Here is a 16,764-nt window from a genome sequence, read left to right as displayed (position 1 = left end):
ATGATTATCAAACTCATTGACAGAATAATAGTTTATAAAATAGACTTAATTTACGAAATACTTCTTAAAGAAATAGAGAGGTTTTAAGGATATGCTGCTAAAGACAAACAGTCAGAGGTTCATTGGTCTTATCATAGCTATTATTTTATTAATCTTGTTAATGTGTGCCAGTGTGGTTTATGGCTATACAGACACAACCTGGAAAATGGCATTGGATGCTTTTCAAAGTAATAATGGATCAACCGAACATCTGGTTATTACAACTGTTCGGTTACCAAGAGCATTAATTGCTGCAGCAGTTGGCAGCAGTTTAGCTATCGCTGGTGTACTTTTGCAAACATTAACGAAAAACCCTCTCGCTTCGCCTGAGATTTTTGGAATCAACTCGGGAGCTGGTTTTGCTGTTGTGATTGGGGTAACGCTTTTTTCAATTGGAAATCTGCAAGCCTTTGCATGGGCTGCATTTTTAGGTGCAGCGGTAGCGGTTGCGGGAATTTATTCAATCGGATCGATTGGCAGGGAAGGAATGACACCATTAAAGCTCACATTAGCAGGGGCCGCATTGACGGCAATGTTTTCTTCCTTTACACAGGGGTTTCTTGTCTTAAATGAAGCAGCATTAGAGCAGGTTTTGTTTTGGTTAGCGGGGTCTGTACAGGGCAGAAAGCTTGAAATATTAACAGGATTATTACCTTATTTAATAATTGGCTGGATTGGATCTCTTTTACTTGCTTCGAAATTTAATATCTTATCAATGGGCGATGATGTTGCAAAAGGATTAGGCCTCAATACGTTTTTATTAAAGGTTGGCGCAGCTGTGATAATCATTCTATTATCAGGAGGATCGGTTGCTATTGCAGGACCGATTGCGTTTATAGGGATTGTTATCCCTCATTTGACGCGTGCCATTGTAGGGATTGACCATCGCTGGATTATTCCATTTTCAGGTCTTCTTGGCGGTATGCTTTTACTGACAGCAGATATTCTTGCTCGCTATGTGATTATGCCGGAAGAGGTACCTGTTGGTGTAATGACTGCTATTATTGGAACGCCATTCTTTATCTATATTGCAAGAAGGGGGTTTAATGCAAAATGAGTCCTTACAAGAGTGTCAGATGGTTTAGCGGCAAAATCTCCTTTCTATTAGATAAACGTGCGGCAAAGGTGTTTGTAATCATGGTACTAGCTGCTGCGATGGTTTTTATCGTCAGCACAGGGACAGGCGATATGAAGATTAGTCCTCTATCCGTCATTCAAGTTCTATTCGGCGGCGGTACGAAGATGGAACAGCTCGTTGTGACGAATTTTCGTTTGCCAAGAATAATCATAGCGCTTATGGTTGGAGTCTCCTTGGCAGTGGCTGGTGGAATTCTTCAAGGGATGGTTAGAAATCCATTAGCATCACCAGATATGCTTGGAATTACTGGAGGTGCAGCTGTTGCTGTTGTTGGCTTTTTGGCATTCTTTAGTGATAAAAATAACGCTTTAACTGTAAGTATTAAATGGCTGCCATTAGCCGCCTTTGTAGGTGCCGGATTCATTGCGCTGCTTGTATATTTTCTAGCATGGAAGAATGGAGTTTCACCTATTCGACTTATATTAATTGGTATTGGACTATCTGCACTAACCCAGGCACTCACAACCTTAATGATGATTTTAGGCCCTATTTATCGTGCAAGCCAGGCAAATATTTGGATTACCGGAACTGTAAATGGGTCGAATTGGGATCAGGTTATGATATTGGTTCCATGTACGGTCCTCCTTGTTGGAGCAACCTTCATCATGGCACGAAACATGAATGTGCAGGAGCTTGGAGATGAGATAGCGACCGGGGTAGGGGGCCATGTTCAACGGCAGCGTTTTTATCTAATGATAATTAGTACAGCACTAATTGGAAGCTCTGTTGCTTTTGCCGGAGGAATTGGCTTCGTAGGCTTAATGGCACCACATATGGCAAGAAGACTTGTAGGATCGTCTTTCGGTGCATTATTACCTGTTTCAGCATTAATTGGAGGAATACTTGTCATGCTGGCAGACTTAATAGGAAGATCTTTATTTTCTCCATTAGAAATCCCGGCAGGAGTATTCACCTCGGCAATAGGAGCACCTTATTTTATATACTTACTCTTTAAAACTCGGAATTCATAGAAAAGCGGAAGCGCCTTGCCCAGCGGCTTAAGACCTCGAGCGGCTAGGTGCAGATTTTGAAAAATAGATAAGAGAAAGACATGGATAGGATTTTGTAGAAATCGTAAAAGGAGGACCAGTATGGAGCAGGCAATTGAGACGAAAGAGCTTACTCTTTCATATGGTGATTCAATTATTATAGAAGAAATGAATCTTTCCATACCAAAAGGGGAGGTTACCGTTTTTATTGGGGGAAATGGCTGTGGAAAATCTACACTTCTCCGTTCGATTGCCCGGCTATTGAAACCAAAATCGGGGGCAGTTTTAATTGAAGGAAATGCCATTGCAAAAATGTCAACAAAGGATGTTGCGAAACAAATGGCTATTCTTCCACAGTCATCTACAGCACCTGAAGGTCTAACGGTTCTACAGCTTGTTAAACAAGGCCGTTATCCATACCAAACATGGCTGAAGCAGTGGACGAAGGAAGATGAGGAGAAAGTAAATCAGGCGCTAGTAGCAACAGGGATTGAAAAATTGAAGGATCGGGCTGTTGATTCCCTATCTGGCGGTCAACGTCAGCGAGCATGGATTGCGATGACATTGGCTCAGGATACGGATATTATACTTCTTGACGAACCAACTACCTATTTAGATTTAACACATCAAATAGACATCCTTGATCTGCTGTTTGAGCTTAATGAGAAGGAAAAAAGAACCATTGTCATGGTTCTACATGACTTAAACCTAGCGTGTCGCTATGCACATAATATAGTGGCAATCAAGGAGAAGAAAATCTTTGCTCAAGGAAAGCCTGAGTTTGTGATAAATGATAAGCTAGTCAGGAGTGTATTTGGGTTAGAATGCGACGTGATCGTTGACCCTCATTACGGCACCCCTTTATGCATCCCTTTTGGAAAAGGAAGACGTATGAATAAGAAGGATGGAATCGTATATGCCTGATATGTTAAATAAAGCTGAAATAGAAGCGTTAAGCCAGTTTCGTCTAACCACGGAAAAAAATCCATCAAATCAATCTATTTGTTTAAATGAATTATTTAATGATCATATATTGTTAGCCTATTTGAAGCAGGCAGGTACTGTTATTGGATCTTCGAATAGTAAGGTAACAGCCTCCCTTTTCATTAAAAGGTATGCTTTTTTGGCAGCCATTTCGTTATATGCGATGACAGTATTGAATAAAAAAATAAACCTGTCATGTCATACTATTAGTCTTCAAACTGAAGAAGGAGATAGAAGCTGGTTACCCCGATTTTATTTCCCTCAATTATGTGTTGAAGTTGCTTCTACAGATAGGGAACGTTTTAGAGAAGAGGTAATTAAAGATGTATTCCTTAATCATATAAGTGCAATGATTACACAAATATCAAACGTTACACAACAGTCCAAAAGAATTCTATGGGAAAACGTCGCCATTTATTTATTTTGGCTTTATGAAAAAGTGCTAACAAAAATAAATGATAATGAAATAGTGAAAAGGGCATATGAAGACTATGATTACCTAATCAATGAAGCACCTGGCAGTCTTTTTGGAGATATCCGGGAAAATCCATTGAAAAAGTTCTATGATAATAAAAAGTATGTGGATGGTAATAAGGATGAAATACGTATTAGAACAACCTGTTGTTTATATTATAGGTTAGAAGGTTCTCCGAAACGTTGTAACACCTGTCCTCATAACTGCAGGACGGAAAAATCCATTTAGAGGATGCTTCTGGCGTCCTCTTTGTTTTTCTTTAGAGAGTGGGGATTTTTAGAAATACATAAAAAGGAACCCCATAAGGAGGTTCCTTTTATTATTAGATTTTTAAAACACCGCCGGAGCTTGCGTTTGTAACAAGCTTGGAGTAGCGGGCTAAATATCCTTTTTTCACTTTTGGTTCAAAGCCTTTCCAATTGGCTTTGCGTTTTGCCATTTCTTCATCAGAAACCTCAAGCGTAATCTTACGGTTGTTCATATCAAGTTCAATAATATCGCCGTCTTCAACAAAAGCAATTGGACCGCCTTCAGCAGCTTCTGGAGAAATATGTCCAATAGAAATTCCACGGGATGCACCTGAGAAACGACCATCCGTAATTAAACCAACCTTCGCGCCAAGACCGCGTCCCACGATTTGAGAAGTAGGAGCAAGCATTTCAGGCATACCAGGACCGCCTTTAGGGCCTTCATAACGGATAACGACAACGTTACCTTCCTGTACCTTACCAGTGATAATTCCAGAAAGAGCATCCTCTTGAGAATCAAAGCAGATGGCAGGGCCTCTATGATAGCCGCCAACAGATGGGTCAACCGCACCAACTTTAACAATCGAACCTTGCGGTGCAAGGTTACCGAAAAGAACGGCAAGTCCGCCTTGTTCTGAATGCGGGTTATCAAGTGGACGGATGACATTCGTATCTAAGATTTCTGCACCCTCAACATTTTCGCGTAATGTTTTACCTGATACAGTCAAGCAGTCGCCGTTAATGGATCCCGGCTTTTTAAGAACCTCGTTAATGATTGCACTAACTCCGCCAGCTTTATGCACATCTTCAATATGATAGTCTGAAGCAGGTGCAATTTTCGCTAGATGCGGTACACGGGCAGCTACTTCATTGATACGTTCCAATGAGTACTCGATCTCTGCTTCTTGCGCTAGTGCTAATGTATGCAGAACAGTGTTTGTAGACCCGCCCATAGCCATGTCTAATGCAAAGGCATTGTCAATTGCATCCAATGTTACGATATCACGAGGTTTAATATCCTTTTTAATCAGCTCCATTAATTGTTTAGCTGACTTTTTAACAAAGTCACGGCGCTCAGGAGCTGTTGCTAGAATTGTACCGTTACCTGGAAGGGCAAGTCCAAGTCCTTCTGCTAAACAGTTCATAGAGTTTGCTGTGAACATTCCTGAACAAGAACCGCATGTAGGACATGCAACAGTTTCAATTTCCTTTAATCTAGTTTCATCAATATTACCGGCCTGATAAGCGCCTACACCTTCAAATACAGAATTTAGATTAAGTGCATTTCCTGCTGAATCCTTTCCAGCCTCCATAGGACCGCCGCTTACAAAAATAGTAGGGATATTAACACGAAGGGCTGCCATCATCATCCCTGGTGTGATTTTGTCACAATTTGGAATACAAACCATACCATCAAACCAGTGTGCTGATACAACAGTTTCTACTGAATCCGCAATAATCTCACGACTTGGAAGGGAATAGCGCATTCCGATATGTCCCATCGCAATTCCATCATCTACTCCAATTGTATTAAATTCAAAAGGAACACCGCCGGCTTCAATAATTGCCTCTTTTACTAATTTTCCGAATTCTTGTAAATGAACATGTCCAGGAACAATATCAATATAAGAATTACAAACCGCGATAAATGGTTTTCCAAAATCTTCCTCTTTTACTCCAGCTGCACGAAGCAGGCTTCGATGTGGTGCACGGTCGACACCTTTTGTAATCATATCACTGCGTAATTCTGCCAAAATAATTCCCCCGCTTTCTAGCAATCTATCTTTTAAGTTAATTTTTGAACTTTTTATTATTTTAGCACTATTAGTTGAATAAGGGTAGAATTTTTGACTTGGAATAAGGTGGGTGATTTAAGGAATTGATTGTGAAATTAGCCATTTTGATTCGAATTCCTTCCATAGAATATTCTTTGCTATTATTTTTTTGAAAAAATTTTATTAAGACGAGCTATTGCATAATTAAGCCTCAGAATAAGAATCCTATTAAAAACAATTATTTTTTGGATTGATAAACCATACTATCAGGAGGCAATAAGATGAAGAAATATTCTGTACTGTTTATTCTTTTATTCAGTTTAAGTATGATGCTTTTTGCATGTGGTACAAATGACGCAAAACAAGACAATGAAGAGAATAATGCTACTAAGACTGAAGATAAGAATGAGACAAAAGAAGAGGGGCTGCTAGGGAAAATTAAAGAGGAAGGAAAGCTCAAGGTTGGAACAGAAGGTACATATGCTCCGTTTACATTCCATGATGACAAAGGTGAGTTAACTGGTTTTGATGTGGAGATTTCGAAGGAAGTTGCGAAACGATTAGGTGTTGAAGCTGAGTTTTCAGAAACACAATGGGATGCCATTTTTGCCGGATTAGATGCCGAGCGCTTTGATATGATTGCGAATCAGGTTGGAATCCGCCCAGACCGTCAGGAAAAATACGACTTTTCCGACCCTTATATTACCTCAAAGGCTGTGTTAATTGCATCTGAAGATAATGAAACCGTTAAAAGCTTTGAGGATATAAAAGGCTTGAAAGCCGCCCAATCGTTGACAAGTAATTATGGTGATATCGCTCGTGAGTATGGAGCTGAAATTGTAGGTGTAGAAGGCTTTACGCAGTCAATTGAATTGATTAATTCAAAGCGTGCGGATGTAACCGTTAACGATAATATTTCATTTCTTGATTACAAAAAGAAAAAGCCTGATGCTCCTGTAAAAATTGTTGCGGAGAGAGAAGAGGCAAGTCAAAGCGGTCTCATGTTCCGCAAAGGAAACGATACATTGGTGGAAGCTGTGAATAAAGCATTACAGGACATGATTGATGACGGCACCTATGAAAAAATTTCAAAGAAATGGTTTGGTGAAAATGTACTTAAATAATATCATGATGGATCAAGACCGGACTGCCCGCTTAATTGAAATTGCAAAAAGTTCCCTTCAGCCATTGCTGGAGGGAGCGGTGCTTTATACGATTCCGTTAACCATCATCACGTTTATAGTCGGTATTATTTTAGCTGTCTTAACCGCACTTGCCCGGTTATCTTCCATTAAAGTATTGCAAATGATTGCAAGATTCTATGTATCAGCGATAAGAGGAACGCCTTTACTAGTGCAATTATTTATTATCTTCTACGGGCTTCCGACTATTGGAGTGATTATAGATCCGTTTCCATCAGCAGTCATTGGGTTTTCCTTAAGTGTCGGTGCCTATGCGTCAGAAATCATACGCGCTGCAATTGTATCAATTCCGAAGGGGCAATGGGAAGCAGCCTACTCCATAGGCATGTCTTATACACAGGCATTAAAACGAATTATTCTCCCGCAGGCAACAAGGGTATCCATACCGCCGCTTTCTAATTCCTTTATTAGCTTAGTAAAGGATACCTCGCTGGCAGCAATGATTCTTGTAACAGAAATGTTCAGAAGAGCGCAGGAAATAGCCGCTACGAACTATGAATTTTTATTGTTATACTCCGAGGCAGCCCTCATTTATTGGGTGATTTGTTTTCTGTTATCCATTGTACAGGGAAGACTGGAAAGCCGGTTTGACCGGTATGTAGCAAAGTAATATCGCATTGCTGCTGAGGCATGTTGAATAAGGAGAACATTCATGATTAGGATAAAGAATTTACATAAGAGATTTGGTGAACTGGAGGTCCTAAAGGGCATTGATTTAGAGGTAGAGAAAGGCAAGGTAGTCGTCTTAATTGGACCATCGGGTTCGGGAAAAACAACCTTTCTCAGATGCCTGAATGTCCTGGAAGTCCCAACAGCAGGCATGGTTTCAATTGAGAACCAATCACTAGATTTTTCTCAAACTGTACCGAAGAAACAGGTACCTCTTTTTCGTAGTTTAACCGGTATGGTTTTCCAAAATTATAATTTGTTTCCCCATAAAACAGCACTTGAAAATGTCATGGAAGGTCCGATTACGGTAAAAAAAGAGCCCAAAGATGTCGTGAAAAAAAGAGCAGAAGACCTGCTGTCAAAGGTAGGGCTGGGAGATAAGCTGGATTATTACCCCTTTCAGCTTTCTGGCGGCCAACAGCAGCGTGTAGGGATTGCGCGCGCATTAGCAATGGAGCCAAAGGTCATGTTATTTGATGAACCCACCTCCGCGCTTGACCCCGAGCTCGTCGGAGAAGTGTTAAAAGTCATGAAAGACCTTGCTCGAGAAGGGATGACGATGATTGTGGTTACTCATGAAATGCGATTTGCCAGGGAGGTAGCGGATGAAGTCATTTTTATGGATGGGGGTGTGATTGTAGAACGAAGTGTGCCGAAGGAAATGTTTACGCACCCAAAAGAAGAACGGACCAAGCAATTTTTGAGGATGTTACAGGAGTAGTGGGGGTTCGGATTTTGATTGAAGGACAAAGCATGGAGCTCCGCCGCTCGAAAAGTCCTTCAAAGGGGGTGTGAAGGACAAGAACTAAGCAGCAAAGTCTCGAAATGTCCTTCATAGGGGTTGTGAAGGACAAGAACTAGGAAGCAAAGTCTCGAAATGTCCTTCAAAGGGGTTATGAAGGACAAGAACTAAGCAGCAAAGTCTCGAAATGTCCTTCAAAGGGGTTATGAAGGACAAGAACTAAGCAGCTAACGCTCGAAGTGTCCTTCAAAGGGGTTGTGAAGGACAAGAACTAAGCAGCGAACGCCCGAAATGTCCTTCAAAGAGGTTGTGAAGGACAAGAACTAAGCAGTAAAGTCTCGAAATGTCCTTCAAAGAGGTTGTGAAGGACAAGAACTAAGCAGCGAACGCTCGAAATGTCCTTCATAAAGGTTGTGAAGGACAAGAACTAAGCAGCGAACGCTCGAAATGTCCTTCAAAGGGGTCATGAAGGACAAGAACTAAGCAGCAAACGCTCGAAATGTCCTTCATAGGGGTTGTGAAGGACAAGAACTAAGCAGCGAACGCTCGAAATGTCCTTCAAAGGGGTCATGAAGGACAAAAACTAAGCAGCAAACTCCTGGAATGTCCTTCAAAGGGGTCATGAAGGACAAGAACTAAGCAGCAAACGCTCGAAATGTCCTTCAAAGGGGTTATGAAGGACAAGAACTAAGCAGCAAAGTCTCGAAATGTCCTTCAAAGGGGTTATGAAGGACAAGAACTGAGCAGTAAAGTCTCGAAATGTCCTTCAAAGGGGTTATGAAGGACAAGAACTGAGCAGCTAACGCCCGAAATGTCCTTCAAAGGGGTTGTGAAGGACGAGAACTAAGCAGTGAACGCCCGAAATGTCCTTCATATGTAGCAATTGTATAGTATATTACTTATCAAACCTCTTATCGAAAAAGCGACGTATTTGCGTATAAAGCAGGAGAACCTCCGGAATGAACAAATAAAATGGTGTCGTCCTTTTTAAAGTGACCTTTTCGAATTAAATCAATCAGCCCTGCGGCGGCTTTTCCTGTATAGACAGGATCAAGCAAAATCCCCTCTGTTCTGGCCATCAGCTTCACTGCTTCTACCATTTCAGGTGTGGGTATCGCATACCCGGGCCCGACATATTCATCAAAGCATGTAACGGCATCACGAGTGATTGCATTAGGAAGGCCAAGATGTGCTGCCGTTTCAGTTACAAGCTCATATACCTTTTCCTCCTGTGCTGCTTTGCCCCTGCTAACATTTATCCCGATGACAGGGATTCCGCTCTGATTCCCATAAAATCCGGCAATCAATCCAGTCTGCATGCCACCGCTTCCACTTACACACATCACAGCATCAAAATGTAACTCTTGGTCAAACATTTGCGTTAAAATCTCCTGTGCACAGGCTGCATATCCTGTTGCACCGATGACATTGGAGCCTCCTACAGGAATTAAATAGGAATGCCTTCCTTTCGTTGAAAGCTCTTCAGCGACCATCTGCATTTCTTTCATTAAATCCGACCCATTTGGAACAATTTTAATATGCTCCGCACCTAATAAATGATAGAGAAAATAGTTACCGTTAAAATCAGGCTCTGTACTTTCTTCCACTCCATCTTCTAGCACAAGAATACAGTTCAAATTTTCCTTCACAGCAGCTGCCAAAGTTAAGCGGCAATGGTTGGATTGAATACCACCGCATGTAATAATCGTATCTGCACCCTGCTTCAGTGCATCCGCCATAAGAAACTCTAACTTTCTTGTTTTATTTCCTCCGGCAGTCAGACCAAGCAAATCATCTCTCTTCATATAAATGGAAGGTCCTCCGAGAGCTTTAGAGAAATGCTCTAGCTTCTCGATTGGGGTGTAGGATGTGGTGTATCGCTTTCTAGGAAACTGCGCTAAATTCATGATAAATCTCCTTTCCAGAGAAGAATGCTGTCTACTAAAAATAATATAAGTCCATGATAACAAATGCTCCAGTGCAATCAAAACGATAATCGAATAGGCTGATTCGTTATTTCACCGGCTTTTTTCGGTTTCGTGAAACAAACGAATTATCCGTTATCCAAAATCTCCATGGATAGTCCCTTGCTTCACCGGCATTATCAATTCCAATTCGAGGACCAATTGAGATATCCTCCGGACTTTTTCCGGAGGCGATATATAACGGTGGCAGTGTGAAGGGGTGGCCGTAATCCTCCATTGTGATGCCGAGTGCTTTTGTTAATTTGCCGGGTCCATCCGTAAGATTTTTCAAATTCTCTGTATTACGTCGTTCCTTCATTAGCTCAAGTCCGTGGAAGGGCTCGACTGCACGGATTAGAATGGCTTCAGGCTTTCCGACCGGTCCACTCACGACATTCACAAGGGTATGTGTATGCATGGCATATGTATAGACAAAGCCAGCTTCGCCAAACATAATCTCTGTTCGTTTCGTTCGTCGATTCTCAAAGCTGTGTGCGGCCCTGTCTTCAGGACCCATATAGGCCTCTGTTTCAACAATATAGCCGGCAGCAGTACCTTCAGAGGTTTCTTTTACAAGCAGACATCCAAGTAATTCCTTTGCTAGCACAAGTGTAGGCTTTTTGAAAAATTCAGACGGTAATGGTTCCAACGTTTAACACTCCTGTAAAATTTAGTATTTCTTGATTGTAGCAAAGAGGAAAGTTTTTCTCCACCTGCCGTTTTTGCTATGATGTGGTTAGTGAGCGAATGAGAATAGGAAGTGAGATCAATGAACAAGAAAATTGGATTTATTGGCTGCGGTAAAATGGGTAAGGCAATCATGGCAGGAATGCTGAAGGCTGGTGTTGTTCCACCCGAGAATATGATGGTAAGTACAAGCAAAGAATCAACCCTTTTGGAGGTTGAAAGAGATTATAAAGTAAAAGGAAGTCTATATAACCAAGAGGTAGCAGTATGGGCAGATATCCTGTTTCTAGCTGTTCATCCATCTGCTCATGATAAAATCTTGGCTGAAATAAAAGGGAGTTTGAAAGAAGAGGCTGTGATTATTACAATGGCAGCCGGAATTACGATGGAACAAGTCGAAAGAGGAATCGGTCGGGAGATAAAAGTGGTCCGGACGATGCCGAATACACCGTCATTAGTGGGAGAAGGGATGACGGCAATGAGCATCAACAGTTCTTTAACCGAGGAAGATTTAGTTTTTGTTAAAAGCCTATTAAACAGTTTCGGAAAAACTGAGATTATTGATGAAAGTCTAATGGATGCTGTCCCTGCAATTAGCGGCTCTTCACCGGCATATGCCTATATGTTCATTGAAGCACTGGCAGATGGCGGTGTTCGTGATGGAATTCCTCGAGCGCAGGCCTATCGAATGGCTGCCCAGGCGATACTGGGAGCAGCGAAAATGGTATTAGATACAGGTAAGCATCCAGGTGCATTAAAGGATGACGTATGTACACCAGGCGGTTCCACCATTCGTGCAGTTGCAGCATTGGAGGAAAACCAATTTAGGGCAGCCATTTTAGAAGCGATGAAGGCTTGTACGAATAAGACGAAGGGGATAGGAGAGTAACAAGTAAAAGGACAGAGTACAAAAACTCTGTCCTTTTGAAGATGTAAGGCTGTTATTATAAGATACCTACTACATCAGAGACTTGGAATTTATAGACTTTTTTCGTAATAGGTGATTCATGTTTTGCAGCATCGATTAATTTAACTTCAATCGTCACTTCTTCAGAACCGCTGATAAGCCCCCCAACGACTCCATCTACAACACCGCCAACAACATCAACAATTACTCCGTCAACTACTGTAACTAGAACTCCATCAACAAGTTCAACTACACCACTAACAAGTCCGCCTACCTCTAAGCCAAGAAGATCATCAGTGTTTAATAGTCCACCAGTTGTGTCAGTAACGCCGCCAACAACGCCGCCAAGACCTCCGTCTAACAAACCGCCAGCATCAGCGTTGCCGCCAACAACACTACCAACAACACCGCCTACAGTTTTAGTTACTCCACCTAATAACCCATCTAACAATCCCGCACTTGTTACAGTTTGGTCAGTTGAAGCCGCAGAAACGTTTGTGCTAGCCCCTAGTACCCCAGAAAGATCGCCGACAGTACCACCTAATAAACCGCCTAATAGGTTTTGTAAAGCATTAGTTTTAATTACATGTTCAACATAACCTCGATCGATATCTTGTTGAGTTAATGTAACTGATTTTTCAATTGTATCAGAAGCAGATGACACTTTATATGTTAGAGTATCACCTACTTTAGCTCCACTTACATCTTCAGTTGTAAAAGTGTAGCGAGCTGTTAAATCTGTTTTTAAATCTAATAGGTCTACTACATCGCCAACAACACTTTTACCTACGAAAGAGATACCAGGTGCTGCAGGGGCAATTGTATCTGTAATTTCAAATTCTAAATTTTCAATATGTGTACTTCCAACGATAGATACCTTAGCTTCATATTTTCCCGTTTTTAGAACAGATGTTGTATAAGAAAATTCTAGATTAGAAGGTTTAACATCAATATTTACAAGTTGTTTGTTATCAGCTTTTGAATTAATTTTGATATTAACTAATTCTGTTCCATCTAATTTGAAGTCATTGATGGCTCCATAAACGGTTGCTGTCTGATTTTCATTTACTTTTACTTGTACATTTTTTATAGTTTTATCCTTGTGAACAGCAGCTTGAGCATTTGTCAGTAATGTAATAAAATCTGCTCTTGTAATGGTATCGTTAACTCCAAATGAATTGTTACCGATACCGTTTGTTACTTTAGCGTTATATAAAACAGAAACTGCTTCTTCATAGATTGTACCTTTGATATCACCAAATGGAACATCCTTATAGTTTTTGAATGCGCTGAAATCAAATGTGCGATAGATGGCTAAGGCTACTTGACCACGACTAAGTGGCTCAAAAGGTTTAAAAGTTCCATCGCCGTAACCATTAATAATCTTGTCTCTTGCAATTCCGGAAATTTCTTTATATGATCTATGATTCATTGGAACATCTGAAAAATAAACCTTATCAAGGTTATCTGTGTCAGTTTTTAATACGCGGCTAAAAACAAGTGCGCCATGTTCACGAGTTAATGTAACCCCAGGACGGAAATTCCCATCCTCATAACCTAAAACATAACCTTTGCTTGCTGCTTCCTCAACAGCATTATAAGCATAGTGGTCAGATTTTACATCTGGGAATGTTGCTGCACTGGCTGCAATTGCCTGTGTAAAGATTAATACTGCAGCAAACAATGCAAGGAAGATGATGCGTGAGATGGAACATTTTTTACTCTTTTCCATTTTTTCACTCTCTTTCTGCTTTTTTTTACGGATAGAGTATCTCTTAAAGCTTGAAATTACCTGGTTTAATAAGGGTTCATTCGTGATATCTACCTGTACAATTTGAAGTAAACATATAGAATTAATGTGTTTTATAGCGAAACCAGTATAAGCACATCATCATATTATGATTTACAGCGCTAGCCCAAGTACCAAAAATCCACTTCGAACAATGAGACTGAATTCAAATTTTCCTTTTCTAGAATATTGATATCAGCTCCCTTTTTGTATAGGTAACAATCCCTGTATGAATGGAAATTGTCAAACTATATTACTCCCGTTCTACCTTATTAAGATAGGTAACCTTTACCCGCAACCATATTTTACACTCTTAGATTTAATAAACAAGTTGGAATTATCCATCAATTTCAAATGGTGAAACCTCGTATAATTTTTAGTTAAATATACCCATAAGATATTATTTGGTTATAACTATAAAGAACGATAATGTTCTATATTAAGAAATATATAACATATATATATGTTTAGAATAACGTTTACAAACTTTTACAGAAGGAGAGCTAAGTATATATCCTGTTAATACAGTACAATAGCATTTGTACAAAAATACCGATCGGCACTTTGAAACTAGAAGTTCTGTAGTAGGAAACAATATCCTAAAATCCTTTTAATAATCAATTTGATTATTTCCACCAATTGATGTTCCTGAGGTGTCAAAGGAGGAATTAAGAGGATGATGAGGGAAGATGATATAAAAAGAATACTGTCAAAAAATGTTTCATGTGAAACATTTTTCGACCAATAGTTTCTATTCTCTTGGAATGGACAAAAAATTTTGTCAAAAAAAGAGGGAATCCCCCTCGATAGTAAACAAGTATTAACCTACAAATCAACTCCTGTTTGAATATGCTCAAATCGTCCTACGCTGAATAGTCCCTTAACAGTCAGTTTTAAATCAGGAATGACCGGTAAGGCAAGGAATGACAAGGTTAAAAATGGATTAAACTGCTCACTGGCCCCTAGCTTCTTCAAGGCAATGTTCAGCTCCTGCAGCTCCCTATATACCTCTTGATACGTTCCTTGTGAAATCAATCCTGCAATAGGCAGCACTAGAGAGGCAAGAACTTCACCATCTTTTACAACGACTAACCCACCCTGCATGTTTTTCATTTCTTGAGTGGCAAAGAGAATGTCATGGTCATTCGTCCCGCAAACAATAAGATTGTGTGAATCATGTGAAACAGTGGTCGCAATAGCACCTTCCTTTATTCCTAAACCTTTTACAATTCCAACTCCAACATGTCCTGTCAGCTTATGTCTTTCAATAACGGCAAGTTTCAGCTGATCCTTCTCAATCGAAGGCTGGAAGCATCCAGCTGCATCGACTTCAACATCTTCAACAATATGCTTAGTTAAAAGGCTGTTTGGGATAATTTCGATTATGTTCGCTTTTGTTTGTGCAAGAGGGATAGACAGATTCACTTGGTCCAGGCTATGGAAGAAGACCGTTTGCTTTAATTCCTCAGGTGCATCTGGCGCAGCTTCTGCAAAACCGCTTAATGCTCCATATTCCATCACAGTTTGACCGTCCTTAAACACCTGTGTAATGGTAAGACAATCCAAATCTTCAATGAGTAGAAAATCAGCTTTATAGCCTGGGGCAATCGCTCCTTTATCACTTAGGCCGAAGCATTCTGCAGCATTTATCGTTGCCATCTGAATCGCCGTAATTGGCTCGATGCCTTCTTGGATAGCTAAATGCACGTTATAGTCGATGCTTCCTTCCTCGATCAAATCATCTAAATGCTTATCATCCGTGACGAAAAGGCAGCGCCGTGAATTTCGCTCTGTTACAACGCTAATCAGATTGCGTAAATCCTTTGCAACCGTTCCTTCGCGAATCATGACATACATCCCTTTTTGGATCCGTGCTTTTGCCTCTTCGGCTGTTGTACATTCATGATCTGTCCGTATCCCAGCAGACATATAGATGTTTAGGCTTGATGCTGAGAGTCCTGCTGCATGACCGTCAATTTTTTTTCCGGAATTCGTGGTTTCAATTAGTTTATTAATCATGGATTGCTCACAATCCCGGACAGCCGGATAGTTCATAACCTCAGCTAATCCTAGTACTCTAGGATGTTGAAAAAAAGGTCTTAAATCTTCCATATTCAGTACAGCACCAGCATGCTCAAAAGGGGCAGCTGGTACACAGGATGGCAGCATAAATAGAAAATCGACCGGTAGACCTTCGCTTGAATCAAGCATATACTGTATCCCTTTAACCCCAGAGACATTTGCTATTTCATGGGGATCGTTGATAATGGTCGTAACCCCATGTAAAAGAAGAACCTTTGCAAATTCATGAGGAGTAATCATTGAGGATTCTACATGGACATGACCGTCAATAAATCCAGGGGAGATATAGGAGCCTTTTGCATCAATCGTCTCTTTACCTTTAAATGCCCCAATTCCAGCGAAATGCCCATCAATAATGGCTAAATCTCCTTCAATGATTTCTCCGTTAAATACATCAATGATTTTGCCATTTTTAATTACAAGGTCGGCTAGCTCTTCACCTGCAGCTGCTTTAATTCGCCTTATTAACTTTTCGCTGCCCATTATTATCAACCTCATCTCATAAATAGTAAACAGGTAAGAATGATAAACTAATACTCCACTTTATTATTTGATGCTGTCCAAGCTTGGAAGGGCAGCGCTGCACTTTTTAGTGGGATTTGTTTCATCGGGATTGTACGCTGGTCAGGGGGAAGCTCGATCTGTTCATAGATAAACTGATCATCAAAGCCTGCCCTTGCTGCATCCTCCTTTGTGCAGGCGTAGTAGACAGCCTTTGGCCTTGCCCAAAAGATGGCACCCAGGCACATCGGACACGGCTCACAGCTCGTGTATATCTCACAATCATCAAGCTGGAAAGACTGGAGAAATTGACATGCCTCTCTAATTGCCTGAATTTCTGCGTGTGCAGTGGGATCATTTAACGATGTAACCTGATTTCTCCCAACTCCGATAATCTTTCCATTCTTAACAACTACGGCTCCGAAAGGTCCCCCTGTATTTCCATTGGCATTGTCAAGAGCAGCACCTACAGCCATATTCATATATTTATCCATGCTCTATCACCTCTGATTTTTAAAAAGTCATTTTCATATTATATTTTTCCATTTTCTTATAAATGACATGGAAACAGAA

At 40.6% G+C, this 16,764-nt stretch carries 14 protein-coding genes; 8 read left to right on the top strand and 6 right to left on the bottom strand.

Annotated features, from left to right (window positions below):
- The first annotated feature begins 91 nt into the window (after nucleotides 1–91).
- From ACHUFV_RS18465 to ACHUFV_RS18450, 4 genes are all read left to right on the top strand, one after another.
- Nucleotides 92–1,096 (top strand): FecCD family ABC transporter permease, encoded by a 1,005-nt coding sequence (locus ACHUFV_RS18465; RefSeq protein WP_394236718.1) that lies wholly within the window; start codon nucleotides 92–94, stop codon nucleotides 1,094–1,096.
- A complete protein-coding gene (locus tag ACHUFV_RS18460; protein WP_394236716.1) occupies nucleotides 1,093–2,148 on the top strand; it encodes a FecCD family ABC transporter permease in 1,056 nt (351 codons plus the stop codon). Before ACHUFV_RS18465 ends, ACHUFV_RS18460 begins: the two co-directional genes overlap by 4 nt.
- A gap of 120 nt (nucleotides 2,149–2,268) precedes the next feature.
- A complete protein-coding gene (locus tag ACHUFV_RS18455) occupies nucleotides 2,269–3,090 on the top strand; it encodes an ABC transporter ATP-binding protein (protein ID WP_394236715.1) in 822 nt (273 codons plus the stop codon).
- Nucleotides 3,083–3,853, top strand: coding sequence for an IucA/IucC family C-terminal-domain containing protein (locus ACHUFV_RS18450; RefSeq protein WP_394236713.1), 771 nt, complete (start codon nucleotides 3,083–3,085; stop codon nucleotides 3,851–3,853). Before ACHUFV_RS18455 ends, ACHUFV_RS18450 begins: the two co-directional genes overlap by 8 nt.
- Nucleotides 3,854–3,947: 94 nt before the next feature.
- Here the strand turns inward: ACHUFV_RS18450 and ilvD are convergent, their stop codons facing one another.
- Nucleotides 3,948–5,630, bottom strand: a complete 1,683-nt coding sequence (ilvD, locus tag ACHUFV_RS18445; RefSeq protein ID WP_394236909.1) for a dihydroxy-acid dehydratase — start codon at nucleotides 5,628–5,630, stop codon at nucleotides 3,948–3,950.
- Between the two features lie 299 nt (nucleotides 5,631–5,929).
- Here ilvD and ACHUFV_RS18440 point away from each other — a divergent pair, with 299 nt between their 5' ends.
- Genes ACHUFV_RS18440 through ACHUFV_RS18430 form a run of 3 tightly spaced genes read left to right on the top strand, consistent with a single transcriptional unit; the run spans nucleotide 5,930 to nucleotide 8,240 of the window.
- Nucleotides 5,930–6,772, top strand: coding sequence for an amino acid ABC transporter substrate-binding protein (locus ACHUFV_RS18440; protein ID WP_394236711.1), 843 nt, complete (start codon nucleotides 5,930–5,932; stop codon nucleotides 6,770–6,772).
- Nucleotides 6,759–7,460: an amino acid ABC transporter permease gene (locus tag ACHUFV_RS18435; RefSeq protein WP_394236709.1), complete on the top strand. Its 702-nt coding sequence runs from the start codon at nucleotides 6,759–6,761 to the stop codon at nucleotides 7,458–7,460. The genes ACHUFV_RS18440 and ACHUFV_RS18435 overlap by 14 nt, the downstream gene beginning before the upstream one ends.
- 42 nt (nucleotides 7,461–7,502) lie before the next feature.
- The gene (locus tag ACHUFV_RS18430; protein WP_394236707.1) at nucleotides 7,503–8,240 is read left to right on the top strand and encodes an amino acid ABC transporter ATP-binding protein; all 738 of its coding nucleotides are present in this window, start codon (nucleotides 7,503–7,505) and stop codon (nucleotides 8,238–8,240) included.
- A 932-nt stretch (nucleotides 8,241–9,172) separates the two neighbouring features.
- On the opposite strand, the gene cuyA is transcribed toward ACHUFV_RS18430, so the two are convergent.
- Nucleotides 9,173–10,168 (bottom strand): D-cysteate sulfo-lyase, encoded by a 996-nt coding sequence (cuyA, locus tag ACHUFV_RS18425; RefSeq protein ID WP_394236705.1) that lies wholly within the window; start codon nucleotides 10,166–10,168, stop codon nucleotides 9,173–9,175.
- 106 nt (nucleotides 10,169–10,274) lie between these two features.
- Nucleotides 10,275–10,874, bottom strand: coding sequence for a DNA-3-methyladenine glycosylase (locus tag ACHUFV_RS18420; protein ID WP_394236703.1), 600 nt, complete (start codon nucleotides 10,872–10,874; stop codon nucleotides 10,275–10,277).
- Nucleotides 10,875–10,994: 120 nt separating this feature from the next.
- Between ACHUFV_RS18420 and proC the strand changes: the two genes are divergently transcribed.
- Nucleotides 10,995–11,801: a pyrroline-5-carboxylate reductase gene (gene proC, locus ACHUFV_RS18415; RefSeq protein ID WP_394236701.1), complete on the top strand. Its 807-nt coding sequence runs from the start codon at nucleotides 10,995–10,997 to the stop codon at nucleotides 11,799–11,801.
- A 55-nt stretch (nucleotides 11,802–11,856) separates the two neighbouring features.
- Here the strand turns inward: proC and ACHUFV_RS18410 are convergent, their stop codons facing one another.
- The 3 genes from ACHUFV_RS18410 to ACHUFV_RS18400 all read right to left on the bottom strand — a co-directional run bounded on the left by ACHUFV_RS18410 (nucleotide 11,857) and on the right by ACHUFV_RS18400 (nucleotide 16,685).
- Nucleotides 11,857–13,551 (bottom strand): S-layer homology domain-containing protein, encoded by a 1,695-nt coding sequence (locus tag ACHUFV_RS18410; protein ID WP_394236699.1) that lies wholly within the window; start codon nucleotides 13,549–13,551, stop codon nucleotides 11,857–11,859.
- Between the two features lie 882 nt (nucleotides 13,552–14,433).
- The gene (gene ade / locus ACHUFV_RS18405) at nucleotides 14,434–16,173 is read right to left on the bottom strand and encodes an adenine deaminase (RefSeq protein WP_394236698.1); all 1,740 of its coding nucleotides are present in this window, start codon (nucleotides 16,171–16,173) and stop codon (nucleotides 14,434–14,436) included.
- Nucleotides 16,174–16,220: 47 nt separating this feature from the next.
- Nucleotides 16,221–16,685 (bottom strand): nucleoside deaminase, encoded by a 465-nt coding sequence (locus ACHUFV_RS18400; protein WP_394236696.1) that lies wholly within the window; start codon nucleotides 16,683–16,685, stop codon nucleotides 16,221–16,223.
- Nucleotides 16,686–16,764 lie beyond the last annotated feature (79 nt).

The sequence above is a fragment of the Niallia oryzisoli genome (assembly GCF_043641075.1).
GTDB lineage: Bacteria > Bacillota > Bacilli > Bacillales > Cytobacillaceae > Bacillus_BD > Bacillus_BD oryzisoli_A.
The sequence above is the reverse complement of the archived record's forward strand: the minus strand, read 5'-3'. Positions and strand labels throughout refer to the sequence as shown.

Bases quoted from the DNA above. Each gene is read 5' to 3' on its own strand.
- ACHUFV_RS18465 (WP_394236718.1), top strand. From the start codon at position 92: ATGCTGCTAAAGACAAACAGTCAGAGGTTCATTGGTCTTATCATAGCT.
- ACHUFV_RS18460 (WP_394236716.1), top strand. From the start codon at position 1,093: ATGAGTCCTTACAAGAGTGTCAGATGGTTTAGCGGCAAAATCTCCTTT.
- ACHUFV_RS18455 (WP_394236715.1), top strand. From the start codon at position 2,269: ATGGAGCAGGCAATTGAGACGAAAGAGCTTACTCTTTCATATGGTGAT.
- ACHUFV_RS18450 (WP_394236713.1), top strand. From the start codon at position 3,083: ATGCCTGATATGTTAAATAAAGCTGAAATAGAAGCGTTAAGCCAGTTT.
- ACHUFV_RS18440 (WP_394236711.1), top strand. From the start codon at position 5,930: ATGAAGAAATATTCTGTACTGTTTATTCTTTTATTCAGTTTAAGTATG.
- ACHUFV_RS18435 (WP_394236709.1), top strand. From the start codon at position 6,759: ATGTACTTAAATAATATCATGATGGATCAAGACCGGACTGCCCGCTTA.
- ACHUFV_RS18430 (WP_394236707.1), top strand. From the start codon at position 7,503: ATGATTAGGATAAAGAATTTACATAAGAGATTTGGTGAACTGGAGGTC.
- cuyA (WP_394236705.1), bottom strand. From the start codon at position 10,168: ATGAATTTAGCGCAGTTTCCTAGAAAGCGATACACCACATCCTACACC.
- proC (WP_394236701.1), top strand. From the start codon at position 10,995: ATGAACAAGAAAATTGGATTTATTGGCTGCGGTAAAATGGGTAAGGCA.
- ACHUFV_RS18410 (WP_394236699.1), bottom strand. From the start codon at position 13,551: ATGGAAAAGAGTAAAAAATGTTCCATCTCACGCATCATCTTCCTTGCA.
- ade (WP_394236698.1), bottom strand. From the start codon at position 16,173: ATGGGCAGCGAAAAGTTAATAAGGCGAATTAAAGCAGCTGCAGGTGAA.
- ACHUFV_RS18400 (WP_394236696.1), bottom strand. From the start codon at position 16,685: ATGGATAAATATATGAATATGGCTGTAGGTGCTGCTCTTGACAATGCC.